Consider the following 17431-nt stretch of genomic DNA (forward strand, 5'->3'; position numbering starts at 1 on the left):
GAGAACGAAATGACCAAAACGCTTGGTGTCGGGATTATTGGCTGTGGCAATATATCGGCTGCATATCTGCGGCTGTCGCCTATGTTTCGAGGCATAGAAATAAGAGCATGCGCGGATATCAATCCCGCTGCCGCAAATGCACGCGCGGATGAGTTTGGTGTAAAAGCGCAGACTATCGATGAGTTGCTTCGGAATGACGATATCGGCATCGTCGTCAATCTGACCGTTCCCGATGCCCATTATGACGTTACAAAGCGAATTCTGGCCGCAGGCAAGCATCCCTATTCGGAAAAGCCTTTGGTTCTGTCGATGGAGCAGGGGCTGGAACTGAAAGCTCTTGCCGATGGCCGCAATCTCAAAGTGGGTTGCGCACCAGATACGTTTCTCGGTGGCGCGCACCAGTTGGCGCGCCGCGAAATCGATAGCGGTAAAGTGGGGCGCATCACGTCCGGTACGTGCCATGTCATGAGCCATGGTATGGAACATTGGCATCCGAATCCGGATTTTTTCTTCAAGCACGGTGGCGGCCCGATACTTGATCTCGGGCCTTACTACATCGCCAATCTTGTCAATCTGATAGGGCCGGTGAAGCGTGTCGCCGCGCTGACCTCAATGGCCACGCCGACACGGACGATTGCTTCTGAACCGCGCAGGGGCGAAACCATTCCTGTGGAGACTCCTACAACCATTCACGCACTGCTGGAATTCGAGCAAGGTGCAACAATAACGCTTTCAGCCAGTTGGGACGTGTGGGCGCATCGCCATGCGAACATGGAACTTTATGGTACCGAAGGTTCAATCTATCTGCCGGACCCCAATTTTTTCGGCGGGGAAGTGGAGTTAGCGAAGCCAGGTGAACCCGCCGAACCTGTTGAAAATTGGGACCATCCGTTTGCAATTGCCAATGAACAGCATTCGCAAGGTATGATGGCGAACTATAGAGCAGCAGGGCTGGCGGATATGGCTGCTGCCCTTCAGGATGGCCGCGACATGCGTTGTTCTCTGGAGCGAGCACTGCATGGGATCAATGTCATGCTGGCTATTCTCAAATCAGGCGAAGAAAAGCGTTTCATTGACATCGAAATGCGCTGCACGCGCCCGGAAGCACTTGATATTGCTGCGGCAGAAGCCTTGCTTCGACCCGCAGAAGACAGAAAGAAACGGGCGGCAAACTGACTTTGCATCGCTCCTCCCGAGCGATTGGAGGCTGTTTCGATCCTGCGGGATCGGAGTGGCCTCCACCCATTTTATCCTATTGTCTGCAGGGATTTGATGTCTTTGCCGTTGATACGGCCCAGGATGGCTTTACCAAGATGTTGTCCAGCGAGCTTGAAACTTTCCTCGACGACAATCAGCCCCGGACGAAACCAGTGCAATATCTCGGTCGATTGTTTGGCTGCGACGTCGACTTCATTACTGATGCTCAGCCCAGCGTCTTCAATACCTGCGACGACCGCGAGAGCGGCCGCACTGCCTGAGCAGATAATACCGTCCGGTCGATCTGGCCTTCTCATCAGCTGGGCAACATGTAGCCGCAAGTCCTCAAGCGGCGTATCCAGATCGACGCCTCCGAGTGGTGCACCACTGCAATGAAAAGTGCGCAGTCCCTCATAGAATCCGCTCACCATATGCCGGTAGTAGGTGAGATGTGCCGGCGGGGTCAGCAGAGCAAGTTTTTTTCTCCCGCGCGCCGAGAGTTTTCCAACCATGTTCAGCGCAAAAGTGAAATTATCAAAGTCGTGATAAGGGTGCTCAATGCCCGTATCGGTGCGACCATGGGTGGCAAATGGAAAATCATGTTCCATCAGATAATGGATGCGCTGATCGTCCGGTTCTGTGCGTGAGAAAATAATTCCGTCGGCCGAACCGGTTTCCACGATATAGCGGATCGGCTCAATCGGTGCCCGAGAATGAAAATAGGGCGTCAAAATGAGGTGGTATTGCGTTTCGGCCAGCACGTCCGCAACGCCATGAATGACCTGGCTGGTAAAGCCCATGATCTCGTCCTGAGTATTCAGGACAAGCGCAATGACGTTAGTCTTGCCGGTGCGAAGACGCACACCTGCACGGTTGGGACGATAACCGATCTGCCTCGCGATCAGTTGTACACGTTTGCGGGTTTCGGGGCCAATTTCAGGCGCATCCTTCAAGGCACGTGAGACTGTCGTCACACCCAGTCCGGTCATGAATGCTATTGTTTTCAACGTTGGTCGTTCATTCTCAAGGAATGGTTTGGCGGGATTTTGCGGCTTGGAAGCCTTGGAGCTCCGTTTTTCATTCATGCGCATTTCATCCGGCGGGGGAGCGATGGTACAGTTGGAGATAGAATTTTCTTTATCTATCAATAGTTTGTTTTGTCGGTCATGTCATCTTCAATGATGAGATGCGCCCTGTTTTTGATGCAGTAATAGTCGGGTTTGTCACCTCTGCCGTGTATCCACGAAAGAACCGCATCTCTCATTTTGGCGGGCATCATCGGGATAGGAGAAGGCTGCTCGTAGTCGCTTATTGGGCTGGATTGTCATGATGATTATCTAGTACAATAAGACAATCTTCAGTATGTAATGATGGAGTCGGCTGACGCATGTGGGAACCAATGTTGGAAATGCGCAAGGGCATCACCAAGCACCGGCTTCTGACCGAAAAAATTGTCGATGATATCGAGAAGGGCATTCTTCTGCCCGCCACGCGTATGCCAACTCACCGTGATCTGGCTCATAAGCTTGGGCTTTCGGTTCAAACCGTCAGTATCAGCTATAAGGAAGCTGAACGACGTGGCTATCTCCGCGGCGAAGTGGGGCGGGGGACCTACGTGTGCAATCGGGTGACGGAGCGAGCGGATCGGTTCATGCTTGATCGAGACCCCAGTGGAACGGCGGATCTGTCTATCATTCGCGCCGTCTATACTGAAGCCCATGAGAACGCCTCGCGCCACCTGCTGGAAGAAATGAGCCGGTCGGACAATGCAAGCTTCATGCGTCCGTGCCGTCCGATTGCGGGTTTGGACAGACATCGTGCTGTGGCGAGGGGCTGGCTGCAAGGCTTATCGGTGGATGTTGATCCGGGTCGCATCATCATCACGAACGGTGCCGCCCACGGACTGTTTCTCGCTGTCGCGGCGGTTGTTCAACCGGGCGAGGTGGTGCTGACGGAAAGCCTGACTGACCATGGCATCATTGGCCTTGCCAATGTGCTTGGATTTACTCTGCGAGGGCTCCCCACTGATGAGCAGGGCATTCTGCCGGATGCTTTCGAAGTGGCCTGCAAGTCTGGCGATGTTCGTGCACTCGTGATAATCCCCACGCTGGGTAATCCGACCAGCCATCTGATGGGGGCGGAGCGGCGCATCGCCATTGCCGAAATAGCTCGGCGATACGGCGTTTGTGTTATCGAAGATGAGGTTTACAAACCCATTCTCGAAGAGAAACAGCCTTCCATGCCGGAACTTTTACCGGAACTGGGCTTCTTCGTAACGAGCTTCACCAAGACGGTCATGACCGGCTTGCGGACGGGTTATCTCGTTGTGCCGACACAATATTCCATTCGTGTTACGTCTATTCTGCGCGTAACAAGCTGGAGCGGTGTCAATCTCATGGGAGAGATGGCCAGCCGCTGGATCGAGGATGGTACAGCGGCAGAACTTATCGACATCCAGCGCAGTGAACTGCGATCCCGTCAAGCGCAGGTAACTGACATTTTGGGTACACTCGTAGCAGGCAGTAATCCGTTGTCTCTTTGCGCCTGGCTGAAAATCCCTCGCAACTGGTCGGAGGAGGGGCTCGTGCGCGCCCTTGCCAACAAAGGTGTTGCAGTCACGCCGTCTGATCCGTTTGTAGCTGGCGCGGATAGAGGGAACGGGGGCATCCGTGTCTGTCTTGGCGGGCGGCTTTCGCGTTCGGCTTTGCAGGCGGCACTTGAGACGATCCGTGAAACCTTTGCTCAACTGCCGCCCGTCTATGATGTGGGATCGATTGCTTAGGCGATTGATCCTAGAGCACTGACTGCAAGAACTCCTTGGTGCGGGCTTCCGTCGGTGCCTGGAATATCTGTTCCGGCGTTCCTTGTTCGCAGATGCGTCCCTTATCAAAAAAGCAAACGCGATCAGATACTTCCCTGGCAAACCGCATCTCATGTGTGACAAGAAGCATGGTCAGGTCATGTTCCTGCGCCAGGCTGCGGATGACAGAAAGCACTTCTCCAACAAGCTGCGGATCCAGCGCGGATGTCGGTTCGTCAAACAACAATACGCGTGGCCGCATTGCCAATGATCGCGCAATGGCGACGCGCTGCTGCTGGCCGCCTGAAAGCTGAGAAGGATAGTGATCCTTCTTGTCAGTCAATCCCACAAGAGAGAGCAGATCAAGCGCCCGAGCCTCCGCTTCACCCCGTTTCATACCCAGAACATGAATCGGTGCCTCGATAATGTTGCGGAGCACCGACATATGCGGAAACAGATTGAAGCTCTGGAACACCATGCCAACATGTGATCTGATCTTGCGCAAATGGCCTTCGCTCGCTTGAAATTGCCCTTTCCCGTTAGGCTCGTGATAGGACATGTCTGCAAGCTCAAGCGTACCCTCCTGAAACGGTTCCAGTGTCATGAGGATACGGAGTACTGTCGATTTCCCCGATCCCGAGGGGCCGATCAGCGTGACTTTTTCGCCTGTCTTGACCGAAAAATTGAAGCGATCCAGTACTGTCAGCGCTCCGAAGCGTTTGGTTACATTCTGAAAGCGGATAATTTCCTGGGTCATTTGAGGGCGATCCCGTTTTTTGGAAGTGTGCGTTCGAGCAAGCGTATGAGCGCTGAGCAGATCAAAGTCAGCACAAGGAAGATCAGGCCCACCATTGAGAGCGGCACCAGATATTCGAACGTGCGGTCGCCGATCAGGTTGGCCAGGTTCAGCATGTCGACAATGCTGACAACAGACAGCACCGGTGTCTCCTTCAGCATGGAGACGAGGTAGTTGCCCATAGCCGGGATAATCCGGGGTATGGCTTGTGGAACGACGATATCGCGATAGGTGCGCCAAGACGTCAGATTCAACGCGCGTGCTGCTTCCCATTGTCCGCGCGGGATGGCTTCGATCCCTCCACGATAAACTTCCGACGTATAGGCGGAATATTGAAGCCCCAATGCCAAAGCGCCGGTCAGGAAAGCAGGCAGAACAATGCCGTAAACGGGCAGCACGTAGTACAGGAAAAACAGCTGTACCAGCAGAGGGGTATCGCGAAGGAACTCCACCACGACGGCAGTCGGCCAGGATATGATCTTGTATGGACTGCGGCGCAGAAGCGCGAAGACAAGGCCAAGGACCAGCGCAATTGCAAAGCCGGTGGCAGCGGCTTTCAGGGTTACGGTAAGTCCGATCGCCAGAATTGGAAGAATGGAAATGGCGAAGGAGAGCGTTGACGAGGTGTCCCAGGCATAGCCGTAGATCATGCGAAACCTCCAGCCATGGTCTGACGTCTCAAACGCCGTTCGAGCCAACGGATGGCTGCGGCAAGTACGAGCGCCATCGCAAAGTATCCAAAGAGTGTCAGCGTATAGATCGTCACACTGTCGAGCGTCAGATTGCGCAAGCGTTGAGCCTGGAAGGTCAGATCGCTGATTGCGATCAGTGAGGCAAGCGCGGTGTCTTTGAGATTATGGATTGCGAGATTACCGAAGGCTGGCATCATTTCAACCACCGCTTGCGGCAGGATGACATGAAACAAGGTATGCCCTTTGCTGAAATTAAGCGCGCGCGCGGCCTCATGTTGTGCTTCAGGCACTGCCTGCAATGCCCCGCGGACTACTTCCGCGCCATAAGCACCGATATTGAGGCCAAGCCCCATGATGCCAGTCGTGATTGGGTCAAACGAAATACCGATCAGCGGCAGGGCATAGTAGAGCCAGAACAGTTGCACGAGGAGAGATGTGCCGCGGAATATCTCGATATAGATCACCGCAATCGTGGACAGGATGGGCCCGCCTGCGAAACGGGAAATCCCGGCTGCAAACGCAAGTACAGTGCCGATAGCCATTGAACTGAGGGCGAGAATGGCCGTGATTTGCGCCCCTTTGAAAAGGGCGGGGAGATATTCCGTCCAGTGCATATGGTCGTCTCCAATTGAGATGAGACAAAGCCCGCCGAACCGATGACCGGTCCGACGGGCAGCAAATCAACCTACTTTGCGTTGCAGAGGCTGGCCGTATCCACCGTTCGCGCAGCTTCCACGCTTTCTTCGCTAAGCCCATAAGTCATCAATATTTTCTTGTAGTCGTCGGTCTTTTTGAACTCGATGAGCTCCTTGTTGAAGGCTTCGTAAAACTCCTTGTCTTCCGGACGGAAGCTGAAAGCACCGAAGCTTCTGGCAGACTTGCCGTCGACAACCGGATCGGTAAATGGATGCGCCTGTTCCAGCTCCGGTGAATTGTCGACGAGCTTGGCAACTGTCAGTTCCGTTGCGGCATAGGCATCAGCACGCCCCGTCTGGACCGTCGACGGCGCGTCGGCATTGCCCTGGATCATGACGATCTGAGATTCATCGATGCCCATGCCATGTAGGAAGTCGATTTGATCCGCACCGGAAACGATTGCAACTTTCAGCGATGGGTCTTTTTTGATGTCTTCATAGGAATGAATCTTCTTCGGGTTGCCCTTGGGAACCAGAAGGCCTTCACCGTAACTCGAATTTGCAACGGTGAACTGCACCTGCTTGCAACGATCCGGCAGAACATTCTGTTCGGCTGCGACGAATTCAAACCGCTTGGCCTTCAGGCCGGGAATGAGCGAGCCGAAGGGGGTAACTGTCCAGTCGATTTCCTCAATGCCGAGTTTCTTGAAAATTGCGGCTGCGACGTCGGGGCCAATGCCCTTGGCCGCTCCACTCTCGTCCATATAGCCATAAGGCACTTCATTGGCTGTTGCTCCCCGAACGAAGCCCGCACTCTTGAGGTCATCGACCGTGACGGCTTGTGACGGAAGCGTGAGAGCCAGAACCGCCGCTGCTGAAAACAGGGCGGAAATCGTATGAAGTTTCATGCGCATTGTGTTCACTCCTCTTTTTGAATGCCGGTTGTTTTTTGCCCGGCTTGTCAATGGCTGGTATTGATCAGTTACGAGGCCGGCTCCTCGCTGATCGTGGCAATGACAGACAGGCAGTCGCCCATCTTTATGAGACCGGGAAAGTGTCGAGCTGCGAGAATTCCGTCGAGCGCGGCGCGGTATTCCTGCGGAGCCACACCTGTGCGGGTTACGGAATGAACGCGCGCAATAATCTCGCCCTTGCGCACTTCTGCGCCGAGATCGACCAACGGTTCAAGCAAACCCTCGGTATCGGCAAAGCCGAAACACTCCTGCGATGGCATAGCGAGCCATGTCGAGGGTGAAAGCTCCACCTCACCTTGCAGAATGCCCGCATGACGCAAAAGATTGCGAATGCCGCGTTTGGCTATTGAAGCAGTGCGGGCAGAAATCGTGCCGCCGCCGGAAAGCTCCGTCGTGACAAACACCTTGCCTGCTTCCTCTGCTATCGTATCATACATCCCAACAGCATCGATCTCGATCATTCGCATGGAGAAGGGAGCCGAAAAGGCTTTGACGGCTGCAAAGCAGCGGGCTTCCTGTGCCGTATCGGGCAAGGCATGCGCGGCAGCGTAAGGCAGGAAGTCGAGTGTCCGTCCGCCGGAATGAAAATCCATGACGATATCGGCAGCCGGCAAAAGGTAGCGGGTGAAATAATCCGCGATCTTTTCCGTGACGGTACCATCCGGGCGCCCCGGAAAGCTGCGGTTGAGGTTGCCCTTGTCGATGGGGGATGTTCGCGTTCCCGCCAGGAAAGCCGGGAAGTTCATTGCAGGAACAATGATGACACGGCCACTGATCTCTTCCGGTTTCAGACTGGCGGCAAGGTCGTAGAGGGCGACGGGCCCTTCATATTCATCGCCATGATTGGCGCCAGTCAGCAATGCGGTGGGGCCGTCGCCGTTGCGGATCACACAGATGGGCAGCATTAGCGATCCCCATGCGGAATCGTCTCTGGACCAAGGCAGTCGCAAATGCCCGTGCTGCACGCCGTCGCGGTTAAGATCGACGGTCGGTGTGATCGGGGAGGGACGTGATGGAGGCGAGGTGTGCATCATCGCAGCGTCCTAATCCTTGACCACAAGCTTGCGTGGCACATTCGAGAGGCATTCGACACCCGTTTCGGTGATCACGATACTTTCGGTGATCTCCAGTCCCATGGTTTCCAGCCAGAGGCCTGTCATGAAATGGAAGGTCATGCCGGGCTGCAATTCGGTGCGGTCGCCGGGGCGCAGGCTCATCGTGCGTTCGCCCCAATCCGGCGGATAGGACAGGCCGATGGAGTAGCCGGTGCGGTTGTCTTTGATAATTCCGTATTTCTTCAGCACGGCGAAGAAGCCATTGGCAATGTCTTCGCATGTATTGCCTGGACGGGCGGCGGCAAGTCCTGCCTCCATACCTTCAAGTGTGGCTTTTTCGGCGTCGAGAAAGGCTTGTGTCGGCTTGCCTAGAAATACGGTGCGCGACAGCGGACAATGATAGCGTTTATAGCAACCGGCGATCTCGAAGAAGGTGCCTTCGCCGGTCTTCATCGGTAGATCGTTCCACGTCAGATGCGGCGCGGATGCGTCGGGTCCGGAAGGCAGCAACGGCACGATGGCAGGATAATCGCCACCGAAATCGTCAACGCCGCGCGTGCCCGCATCGTAGATTTCTGCAACCAGATCGCATTTACGCATGCCTGGCTCGATTTTGTCGACGATGCGTCGGTGCATAGCTTCAACAATCCGACCGGCCTTGCGCATATAGCCGATTTCCGTCGGGCTTTTAACGGCGCGCTGCCAGTTGACCAGTCCTTGCGCGTCCTTGAAGCGGGCATTCGGCAGATGCTTCTGCAACGCTTGATGGGCGGCGGCCGTGTACCAGTAATTGTCCAACTCGACGGCGATGACCTTGTTGTTCCAGCCCTTTTCTTCCAGCATCGACGCCAGAAGATCCATAGGGTGACGTTCAAGTGATTGAACGTAGTGGTCGGGATAGCCGACGATGTTGTCGTGGCTGAGCCATGCCGTGCGTTTTGCACCGTTGCCATCCTGACCGCGACCGTACCAGATCGGTTCCCCCTCCATCGAAAGCACAACGCATTGATGGACATAGAAGGACCAACCGTCATAGCCGGTCAGCCAGTGCATGTTGGATGGGTCGGTGACGATGAGGACATCGAAGCCTGCCTTCTCCATGGCGCGACGGGTTTTGGCTATTCGCTGATCGTATTCCGCGCGGGTGAAGTTGAGTTCCACACTCATCGACGGGCTCCTGCAGTTTTGTTTGAATCGATTTTCGTGCCTGCGTCGCGCAGGCTGGCGCGCTCCGACGCAAGGCGAGCAATAGCGGTGTCCTGAACCCCCGTTCCCGTGAGGTCACAGAAGGTTATGTCCTCAGCCTTCCGATGGAATTTGGGCGCGTTGAGAACGATCTGGCCCAATTCTAGGAAAGCGGTATCCGCCGTAACAATTCCCGCCGAGATTGCATGACGCAATTCGCCAAGCCTGCGTGTTTGGGACAGGCTGTCGGCCACATAGGTGATCGGTCGCCGAAACAGGGCGGGATCGATCTCGTTCTTATGTTCGGCATCTGAACCCATCGCGGTGATATGTTGCCCTGATACAAGCCATTCAGCCTTTAAGAGCGGCGTTTCCGACGGCGTCGTCGTGACGATAATATCAGCGGCGTCGCAAGCTTCTTGCGCATCTGCAACTGCTGTCACCGGTATTCCAAACTTCTCGGTAAAGTTTCGCGCGGCTTTTTGCGCGCTGTCGAATTTGCGTGCCCAAATTCTGGCCTCGGTGATGGGGCGCACCAGCGTCAACGCTTCAAGCTGCATTCCAGCCTGCATACCGGCGCCGAAGATGGTGGCCACATGGGCGTTTTCCCGCGCCAGATATTTTGCGGCGACAGCACCTGCTGCCGCAGTACGCACATCGGTCAGATAGCCATTATCCAGCAATAGCGCTTCAATAAGCCCGGTCCTTGCCGAGAACTGGATCATCAGTCCGTTGGTAGAGGGCAAGCCGATGGAGGGATTGTTGAAGAAACCGGGACTTACTTTGATGGCAAAACTGTCAAGTCCGGGAATATAGGCCGTTTTCACATCGACTTCGCCACGTTCGGCGGGGATGTCCAGCCGGAGTATTGGCGGCATGCTGACACCACCGCTGGCGAGTGCCCGAAAAGCATTTTCCACACAAGTTACGCTTTCAAGGTCGAGGGCTATGATCTCTCGCAGATCGGCTTCGGTCAGAATTCTCATCTCGGCCATCAGCTTGCCCTCCGATAGCAGTCTTCCATGATCATGCGATGCTGTTCGGGATCGATATTGCCCCCTGAGATAATGATGGCAGTTGGTCCCGCTGGGATGATTTTGCCGCTCAACAAGGCAGCGATGCCCACCGCTGCAGCTCCTTCGACAATTTCGCCTTCCGTCGCGGCATGTTTGATCCCCGCAGCAATCTCTGCTTCATCAAGCAGGACCACGTCGTCCAAGAGTGAGCGACACATCGCAAAAGTCCAACGGTTGTCGAGCCCGATGCCGCCCCCCAGAGAATCTGCAAGTGTTTCCAACTCCTGGACATTGACCGGCTTGCCGGCTTTTAGGCTGGCATACATGGCCGCACCGCGAGACATGGAAATACCGATCACGCGGCAATGTGGGCGCCGGGCTTTCACAGTTGCGGCTATGCCGGCAGCAAGTCCTCCACCTGAAAGAGGAATAAGAACAGTTTCGGTGTCGGGTTGATCATCAATGATCTCCAGACCGATTGTGCCCTGTCCGGCAATAATTCGCGGATCATCAAAAGGCGGAATGACGTTCATTCCTTTTTCACGGGCTAGTCGCGTCACCTCGTCCATGGCGTCATCCTGCGATTTCCCGACGATGCGCACATCCGCCCCAAGATCGCGGATTGCCTCTACCTTGTTGCGTGGCACGAGCGATGAAAGGCAAATGGTAGCGACCAATCCCTGTTCGGAAGCGGCATGCGCAAGAGCACGTCCATGATTGCCGGTCGAGGCGGTCACAAGTCCACGTTTGCGCTCTTCCGGCGACAGAGCAAGGACAGCGTTTGCGGCACCGCGCAGCTTGAAGCTGCCAGTCGTCTGCCGATTTTCCAGTTTCAGAGAGACCGGAGCTCCGGTAAGTTCGCTGAGATATTCCGAGCGTGTAAGCGGCGTTCTCACGATGAGGCCTTTCAGCCTCTCATGCGCTGCTTCTATTTCCTCAAGACCAACCATTTCATGAGTCATTCTTGGCACAGCGCTGCCTCTCATAGCATCATGGCAATGGGGAAGGCAGCATTGAGTTTTGTCGAACGCTGCAATGGATGAGCGGACAGAAGGTGCAATAATGCACCACATGCGAAACCGTAAGGTCGCATCCTCGTTCCCCATATGTTTGATTTTTTTATTCTTGGCTCTATGTGTGAAAGACCAATAGGATCATGTCAATAATTATATTGGATCATTACAATTTTGATCTGTTACGACTTTTCGGTGTCGGAGCCTTGTCAGCGACGCAAGGGCGTGCCAATGAGAACAGGAATGTTTGCAGATGCTGGATCAACAGAATGAAAGCCGCCCTGAAGCTCGACGCCGTCGATTTGCGTATTCTCGAAGCCGTTCAGGAAAATGCACGGATTACCAAGCTTGCCTTGGCGGAGAAGGTCGGGCTTTCTGCGACACCCTGCTGGCTGCGACTGCGCAAGCTGGAAGAGGCGGGCATCGTGACTGGCTATCACGCACGCATCGCCTATCGAAAAATAGCTCCGATTGCGCACGTCATTGTGCAGATCACTCTGGGTAATCATCGTCAAAGCGATTTTGAGCGGTTCGAAAGAGCCATCACAGTTGTACCCGAAATCGTGTCCTGCTGGTCGGTTGGCGGTGGCGTGGACTATTTTCTGATGATTGTGGCGCGCGACATTGACGGCTATCAACGTCTGATTGACCGTCTTCTGGACCAGAATATCGGCATCGAACGCTACTTCACCTATATCGTGACCAAGCTCGTCAAGGACGAGAAGGCGAGTGCGCCCCTATCGCTGTTCAAGGAAGTTGCAAGCTAGCTCAAACAGACTATCTGGCTCTTAATTTTAGTCCAATGTAGGTCTCCGTTGGGATGTCTTTGGTCTGAATGCAGAGCGATCCTGTGACAAACTTCTTCCTGAATTGGGAGAAGAGCAATGAATGCCGTTCTGGATCATCCGATACAACATGACGGGCTTGGCAGACTTCGCGACAAGCATCTTTTTCGTGAACTTGGCTATGTCGATGGACGCTGGGTAGCGGGAGAACGAGCCGAAACCTTCCCTGTTCTCGACCCTGCAACGGGTCACCGGCTTGCTCGCGTGGCAAATCTTGGCGAAGTGGAGACGGCGCTTGCGATCGATGCCGCAGTAAAGGCGTTCCCGGCTTGGCGTGATAAGCTACCACAGGAACGCTCCACGGTCTTGCGGCGGTGGTTCGAGTTGGTCCTCGCAAATCGCGAAGATCTCGCATTGCTGATGACGCTGGAGCAGGGCAAGCCGCTGGCGGAATCGCGCGGCGAGATCGACTATGGCGCATCTTTCATCGAGTGGTTTGCCGAAGAAGCGAAACGGCTCAACGGTGAAACCATAGCGAGCCATCTCTCAAATGCCGAAATGCTGGTGCGCCGCGAAGCGCTGGGTGTTGTCGCGCTTGTTACCCCGTGGAACTTTCCGCATGCCATGATCACCCGCAAGGCGGCGGCGGCGATTGCCGCAGGCTGTCCCGTTGTCGTGCATCCATCTTCAGAAACACCGCTTTCCGCACTTGCCTTGGCCGAACTGGCTGAACGAGCCGGAATGCCCGCGGGGACCTTTAATGTGGTGACGGGCAAAGCCGCGCCTATCGTTGACATGCTTTGCCGTGATGAGCGTGTGCGGGCGGTGAGCTTCACCGGGTCAACGGAAATCGGCAAGCTGATTGCAACCAAATGTGCAAACACCATGAAGCGGCTCATCATGGAACTTGGTGGACATGCGCCGTTGATCATCTTTGATGATGCTGATGTCGAACGGGCCGTAGATGTTGCTATGGCTGCCAAATTCGCGACGTCCGGCCAGGATTGCCTTGCTGCGAACCGCATCTTTGTCCAGCGCGGTATCTTGAAAGTTTTCACCGAGGCGTTTGCTGAGCGTATTGCGGCACTGAAGGTAGGCAACGGACTTGATCCGGCATCGGATATAGGCCCTCTGATGCATAGTCGCGCGGTCGCCAAGGTTGAAGAACAAGTGCGTGATGCTGAGGAAAGGGGCAGCACGATAGTCGTGGGCGGTAACCGGATTGGGGAAGCAGGGCTTTTCTTCGAGCCGACTTTGCTGGTCGATGTGCCGGATGATGCCGCGATCATGCACGAAGAGACATTCGGACCAGTTGCCGCCGTCACGGCATTTGTCGATGAGGACGAAGTCGTCGAGCGTGCCAATGCCACACAATACGGTCTGGTTGCCTATGTCGTAACGGCAAATGGTGCGCGACAGCTTCGCATGGGACGTGCGCTCGAATACGGAATGGTGGCCGTTAACCGCGCCAAGATCACCGGCGCACCGATCCCCTTCGGCGGCTGGAAGCAATCCGGGCTTGGCCGCGAAGGCTCCCATCAAGGCATCGAAGCCTTCACCGAACTCAAATATCTCTGCATCGATACCGCTACGTGAAAGCTCGGCGACAGGAAAGGAACATACCCATGTTGAACAATAGCAATGAGCTCGCCGCCTGGGATCGGGATCATTTCTTCCACCCCTCCACTCATATGGGCATGCATGCGCGCGGCGAAACACCGACGCGCGTGCTGGAAGGCGGCGAGGGCGTTTACATTGCAGATGTGAACGGTCGCAAAAGTCTGGATGCTTTCGCGGGGCTTTATTGCGTCAATGTTGGTTATGGCCGGACGGAAATAGCGGATGCAATTGCGGAGCAGGCGCGCAAACTTGCCTATTATCACGCCTATGTCGGTCATGGCACCGAAGTGTCGATCACGCTTGCCAAGATGATTATCGATCGTGCGCCGGAGCATATGAGCCGCGTTTATTTCGGCCTTTCGGGCTCGGACGCGAACGAAACCAACATCAAGCTCATCTGGTACTACAACAATATTCTGGGCCGCCCTGAAAAGAAGAAGATCATTTCCCGTTGGCGCGGTTATCACGGTTCAGGCGTGATGACGGGCAGCATGACTGGGCTTGCAACCTTCCACAATGCCTTCGATCTGCCGCGCGCGCCAATTCTGCATACGGAGTCGCCATATTATTTTCGCCGTTCGGATCGCTCTATGAACGAAGAGCAATTCTCGCAACACTGCGCCGACAAGCTTGAGGAAATGATCCTTGCAGAAGGGCCAGATACAATCGCAGCCTTCATAGGCGAACCTGTACTGGGTACCGGCGGCATTGTTCCGCCGCCAGCTGGCTATTGGCAGAAAATTCAAGCTGTACTTGATCGCTACGATATTTTGCTTGTTGCCGATGAAGTCGTCACCGGCTTTGGCCGTCTGGGCAGCATGTTCGGTTCCGACCACTACGGCATGAAGCCCGACTTGATCACCATCGCCAAGGGATTGACCTCGGCCTATGCACCGCTTTCCGGTTCGATTGTATCTGACCGCATGTGGGAGGTGCTGGTTCAGGGATCGGACAAGATGGGACCAATCGGTCACGGCTGGACCTATTCTGCTCATCCGATATGTGCAGCGGCAGGCGTGGCCAACCTCAAACTCATCGACGAACTGAAGCTGGTTGAAAATGCCGGTTCCACAGGCACATATTTCCGCAAGGTATTGCAGGATGCCCTTGGCGGTCATAAGCATGTTGGCGAAATTCGCGGTGAAGGGCTGATGGCCGCTATCGAATTCGTTGAAGATCGTGACGATCGCAAGTTTTTCGATCCGTCGCTGAAGATTGGCGCACAGGTTTCAGCGGCTCTTTTGGCCAACGGGGTTATCGGGCGCGCCATGCCGGAAGGCGACATTCTGGGATTTGCGCCGCCACTTTGCCTCACGACCGAGGAAGCAGACAAGATTGTCGCTGCCACGAAAAAGGCCGTTGATATCGTCTTCGCTTGAGCCATCTGTCCCCGGAGGTCAGCTTCGGGGACTATTCCCGCCAGACTGGCAGGTGTAATTCAGCGATTAACCCGCCCAACGGATCGTTTTTCAAAAGAATATTACCGGCATTGGCATGCGCCACATTGCGGGCGATGGTTAAACCGAGCCCGAAACCGCCGGAATCCCGATTTCGGGACTTGTCCGCTCTGTTGAAGGGCTTGAACATTTCCTCGATCTGGTTCGCTGGGATTCCCGGCCCGTTATCCTTCACCCGCAGCACGAGTTCGTTGTTTTCCTGGCGAAGCGATAATTTTGCCTTGCCGCCATAGGCAATGGCATTGTCAATGAGATTGGTGATACTGCGCTGAATGGAAACCGGCTGACAGTACGTTATTGCAGCCACCCTGTCGGAATTTCTTTCATCCAGAGCTGCCTCCGGATAATTATCCGCAATGGAAAGGAGAAGCGACCAGAGGTCGACTTTCTCCTTCTTTTCGTTTGCAAGTTCCGAGGTTGCAAAGTCGATCACGGAACGAGAAATAGCCTCGATGTCGCCAAGATCCTTGGCGAGCGACCTCGCGAGAACTTCATCTTCGACAAGCGCCAGGCGAAGCCGGATGCGCGTGAGTGGCGTTCGCAAGTCGTGTGCAAGGGCAGCCGCAAGTTGCTCACGTTCTGCCACATAATCGAGGAGCTTCGATTGCATCGTATTCACGGCTCGTGCAGCCGCCTTATACTCCCTGCTTCCATGTTCAGGCAGCGGTGAACTTTTCAAATCACCACCGATCCGGTGTACTGCGCGTTCGAGTACCCGGTAGGGGGCTGTCAGGCGTCGGGTTGCCCAGATCGCGACGAGCACGACACTGAATGCCACAAGTGCAAAAAGCGGGATGGTTTCGGTCGTCATAATTGGATCCGCCGGGGTGATCCGCGTGGTAAAATTGATCCAGCGCCCGTCGCCGAATTGTAGGGAAGTCGTCAGGCTGGCACCCAAACTTGTCGTTGCCGCAATGTCGTTGATCTGCTTTTCGACATCGCCGATATCACCGCTGTCAGTGATCTGCACAAGGGCAGTGTGCGGGCCATGCGCAAGCTTGTCCCGGCGTATGCGTGCATCGATAACGCCGTAGCGCGCCAGACGTGCGACCAGAACATCTTCCAGTTCAGCAAGATCTTCCTCGCTGGCGAGCACAGTAGGCACATCGGGTTGCGTGGTAATGGTAATGCCCTGACCTGAGCTCGCCAGGCGAGAAGCAAGGCTGTTCCAGTCGCCAACAGGGGTCGTGTTGAGGAGCTTGACGAGGGATGTCGCCCTTTCGCTGAGACGGAAAAGTTCAAGCGCATTGTTGGCTTCCTTACGGTCTTGCGAAACGATCCAGAGGGTTGCGATCTGGGTAATCAGAAGGCCGCTGATCAGAATGGTGAGGAGCCAACTCGGTAGCGAACGCGGAAACGGGAACTTCATTCCGTCTCGACCTCATGGCCAAACTGATAGCCGCCGCCGCGAATGGTGAGGATTAATTTGGGTGAACGAGAGTCGTCGTTCAGCTTGCGCCTCAACCGGCTGATCAGGATATCGACGCTGCGGTCATAGCCGTAAACAGCCTGATTTCCGGCCATTTCCATCAGCTGATCGCGACTGAGTATATGTTGGGAACTTTTGACGAAGGCTTCGAGAAGATTGAACTCCGCGGTCGTCAGCTCCACACGCACGTCGGCTGGAGAGGTAAGTCGCCTTCGTGCGCAGTCGAGTGTCCAGCCAGCGAAGCGGTAACTATGAGTGACGGGGCGGCTGGGCGCGCGGTTGTTCTCCAGGCGCCGGAGTACAGCGCGTATGCGAGCCAGAAGCTCGCGCGGATCGAACGGCTTTGCCAGATAGTCATCGGCGCCGATCTCAAGGCCTAATATCTTGTCGGCAGCATCAGCAATTGCCGTCAGCATGATGATCGGAACACGCGAATGGCGACGGATATCCTGGCAGATTTCGATGCCGCTCTTGCCGGGAAGCATAACGTCGAGAATAATCAGATCAATCGCCATCCGGCTCATCACATCATGCATCTCTTCGCCATTTTGAGCGATGGAAACACGCATGCCGCGCCGTTTGAGAAATTCGTGCAGAAGGTCACGTATGTCCTTGTCGTCATCGACAATCAGAACGTGGGCGTCTTCTTTCAATTTGAGATATCCGTAATAGCCTGTGGTCGCGGGATAGTAGCGCTTAGATTGCGACGATAAAAAGCCTTCGGCAATGGTTTTCAACCGGCAATGAGTTGGCGCTACAATTCAGAAACAAATTGCA

The 17431-nt window shown here is 55.1% G+C and carries 16 protein-coding genes; 5 read left to right on the forward strand and 11 right to left on the reverse strand.

The window, feature by feature from the left end; all coding sequences use genetic code 11:
- Positions 1–9 precede the first annotated feature (9 nt).
- Positions 10–1176 carry a Gfo/Idh/MocA family protein gene (locus tag J9800_RS01040; protein WP_114215041.1) on the forward strand — a complete coding sequence of 389 codons (1167 nt, stop codon included), beginning with the start codon at positions 10–12 and terminating at the stop codon, positions 1174–1176.
- 71 nt (positions 1177–1247) lie between these two features.
- Here the strand turns inward: J9800_RS01040 and J9800_RS01045 are convergent, their stop codons facing one another.
- Positions 1248–2282, reverse strand: a complete 1035-nt coding sequence (locus J9800_RS01045; protein WP_205315894.1) for a LacI family transcriptional regulator — start codon at positions 2280–2282, stop codon at positions 1248–1250.
- 302 nt (positions 2283–2584) lie between these two features.
- On the opposite strand from J9800_RS01045, the gene ehuR reads away from it, so the two are divergent.
- Complete coding sequence (gene ehuR, locus J9800_RS01050) at positions 2585–3979, forward strand: MocR-like ectoine utilization transcription factor EhuR (protein WP_114215039.1); 1395 nt, start codon at positions 2585–2587, stop codon at positions 3977–3979.
- 10 nt (positions 3980–3989) lie between these two features.
- Here the strand turns inward: ehuR and ehuA are convergent, their stop codons facing one another.
- From ehuA to eutB, 8 genes are all read right to left on the reverse strand, one after another.
- Positions 3990–4754 carry an ectoine/hydroxyectoine ABC transporter ATP-binding protein EhuA gene (gene ehuA, locus J9800_RS01055; RefSeq protein WP_114215038.1) on the reverse strand — a complete coding sequence of 255 codons (765 nt, stop codon included), beginning with the start codon at positions 4752–4754 and terminating at the stop codon, positions 3990–3992.
- Positions 4751–5443: an ectoine/hydroxyectoine ABC transporter permease subunit EhuD gene (gene ehuD / locus J9800_RS01060; RefSeq protein ID WP_112588990.1), complete on the reverse strand. Its 693-nt coding sequence runs from the start codon at positions 5441–5443 to the stop codon at positions 4751–4753. Before ehuD ends, ehuA begins: the two co-directional genes overlap by 4 nt.
- A complete protein-coding gene (gene ehuC / locus J9800_RS01065; RefSeq protein ID WP_114215037.1) occupies positions 5440–6099 on the reverse strand; it encodes an ectoine/hydroxyectoine ABC transporter permease subunit EhuC in 660 nt (219 codons plus the stop codon). Before ehuC ends, ehuD begins: the two co-directional genes overlap by 4 nt.
- Before the next feature lie 71 nt (positions 6100–6170).
- Entirely contained in the window at positions 6171–7034 is an 864-nt protein-coding gene (gene ehuB / locus J9800_RS01070; protein WP_114215036.1) for an ectoine/hydroxyectoine ABC transporter substrate-binding protein EhuB, read from the reverse strand.
- Positions 7035–7102: 68 nt separating this feature from the next.
- Positions 7103–8128 carry a N(2)-acetyl-L-2,4-diaminobutanoate deacetylase DoeB gene (gene doeB, locus J9800_RS01075; RefSeq protein WP_114215035.1) on the reverse strand — a complete coding sequence of 342 codons (1026 nt, stop codon included), beginning with the start codon at positions 8126–8128 and terminating at the stop codon, positions 7103–7105.
- Positions 8129–8137: 9 nt separating this feature from the next.
- Positions 8138–9316 (reverse strand): ectoine hydrolase DoeA, encoded by a 1179-nt coding sequence (gene doeA, locus J9800_RS01080; RefSeq protein WP_114215034.1) that lies wholly within the window; start codon positions 9314–9316, stop codon positions 8138–8140.
- Positions 9313–10329: a cyclodeaminase gene (locus J9800_RS01085; RefSeq protein ID WP_114215033.1), complete on the reverse strand. Its 1017-nt coding sequence runs from the start codon at positions 10327–10329 to the stop codon at positions 9313–9315. Before J9800_RS01085 ends, doeA begins: the two co-directional genes overlap by 4 nt.
- Complete coding sequence (gene eutB / locus J9800_RS01090; RefSeq protein ID WP_114215032.1) at positions 10329–11300, reverse strand: hydroxyectoine utilization dehydratase EutB; 972 nt, start codon at positions 11298–11300, stop codon at positions 10329–10331. Before eutB ends, J9800_RS01085 begins: the two co-directional genes overlap by 1 nt.
- A 344-nt stretch (positions 11301–11644) precedes the next feature.
- Here eutB and J9800_RS01095 point away from each other — a divergent pair, with 344 nt between their 5' ends.
- The 3 genes from J9800_RS01095 to J9800_RS01105 all read left to right on the forward strand — a co-directional run bounded on the left by J9800_RS01095 (position 11645) and on the right by J9800_RS01105 (position 15147).
- Complete coding sequence (locus J9800_RS01095; protein WP_205315900.1) at positions 11645–12130, forward strand: Lrp/AsnC family transcriptional regulator; 486 nt, start codon at positions 11645–11647, stop codon at positions 12128–12130.
- 117 nt (positions 12131–12247) lie between these two features.
- Positions 12248–13744, forward strand: a complete 1497-nt coding sequence (locus J9800_RS01100) for an NAD-dependent succinate-semialdehyde dehydrogenase (RefSeq protein ID WP_114215030.1) — start codon at positions 12248–12250, stop codon at positions 13742–13744.
- A 29-nt stretch (positions 13745–13773) separates the two neighbouring features.
- Positions 13774–15147 (forward strand): aspartate aminotransferase family protein, encoded by a 1374-nt coding sequence (locus tag J9800_RS01105; protein ID WP_114215029.1) that lies wholly within the window; start codon positions 13774–13776, stop codon positions 15145–15147.
- Positions 15148–15178: 31 nt separating this feature from the next.
- On the opposite strand, the gene J9800_RS01110 is transcribed toward J9800_RS01105, so the two are convergent.
- Together J9800_RS01110 and J9800_RS01115 are read right to left on the reverse strand one after the other, a co-directional pair.
- Positions 15179–16594, reverse strand: a complete 1416-nt coding sequence (locus tag J9800_RS01110; RefSeq protein ID WP_114215028.1) for an ATP-binding protein — start codon at positions 16592–16594, stop codon at positions 15179–15181.
- On the reverse strand, positions 16591–17307 hold the full coding sequence (locus J9800_RS01115) for a response regulator (protein ID WP_112589255.1): 717 nt from the start codon (positions 17305–17307) through the stop codon (positions 16591–16593). Before J9800_RS01115 ends, J9800_RS01110 begins: the two co-directional genes overlap by 4 nt.
- Between the last annotated feature and the right edge of the window lie 124 nt (positions 17308–17431).

Source organism: Ochrobactrum sp. AP1BH01-1 (assembly GCF_018066705.1).
Taxonomy (GTDB): Bacteria; Pseudomonadota; Alphaproteobacteria; order Rhizobiales; family Rhizobiaceae; genus Brucella.

Bases quoted from the DNA above. Each gene is read 5' to 3' on its own strand.
- ehuR (WP_114215039.1), top strand. From the start codon at position 2,585: ATGTGGGAACCAATGTTGGAAATGCGCAAGGGCATCACCAAGCACCGG.
- J9800_RS01100 (WP_114215030.1), top strand. From the start codon at position 12,248: ATGAATGCCGTTCTGGATCATCCGATACAACATGACGGGCTTGGCAGA.
- J9800_RS01040 (WP_114215041.1), top strand. From the start codon at position 10: ATGACCAAAACGCTTGGTGTCGGGATTATTGGCTGTGGCAATATATCG.
- ehuD (WP_112588990.1), bottom strand. From the start codon at position 5,443: ATGATCTACGGCTATGCCTGGGACACCTCGTCAACGCTCTCCTTCGCC.
- doeA (WP_114215034.1), bottom strand. From the start codon at position 9,316: ATGAGTGTGGAACTCAACTTCACCCGCGCGGAATACGATCAGCGAATA.
- J9800_RS01105 (WP_114215029.1), top strand. From the start codon at position 13,774: ATGTTGAACAATAGCAATGAGCTCGCCGCCTGGGATCGGGATCATTTC.
- J9800_RS01110 (WP_114215028.1), bottom strand. From the start codon at position 16,594: ATGAAGTTCCCGTTTCCGCGTTCGCTACCGAGTTGGCTCCTCACCATT.
- J9800_RS01045 (WP_205315894.1), bottom strand. From the start codon at position 2,282: ATGAATGAAAAACGGAGCTCCAAGGCTTCCAAGCCGCAAAATCCCGCC.
- eutB (WP_114215032.1), bottom strand. From the start codon at position 11,300: ATGGTTGGTCTTGAGGAAATAGAAGCAGCGCATGAGAGGCTGAAAGGC.
- ehuA (WP_114215038.1), bottom strand. From the start codon at position 4,754: ATGACCCAGGAAATTATCCGCTTTCAGAATGTAACCAAACGCTTCGGA.
- J9800_RS01085 (WP_114215033.1), bottom strand. From the start codon at position 10,329: ATGGCCGAGATGAGAATTCTGACCGAAGCCGATCTGCGAGAGATCATA.
- doeB (WP_114215035.1), bottom strand. From the start codon at position 8,128: ATGATGCACACCTCGCCTCCATCACGTCCCTCCCCGATCACACCGACC.
- ehuC (WP_114215037.1), bottom strand. From the start codon at position 6,099: ATGCACTGGACGGAATATCTCCCCGCCCTTTTCAAAGGGGCGCAAATC.
- ehuB (WP_114215036.1), bottom strand. From the start codon at position 7,034: ATGCGCATGAAACTTCATACGATTTCCGCCCTGTTTTCAGCAGCGGCG.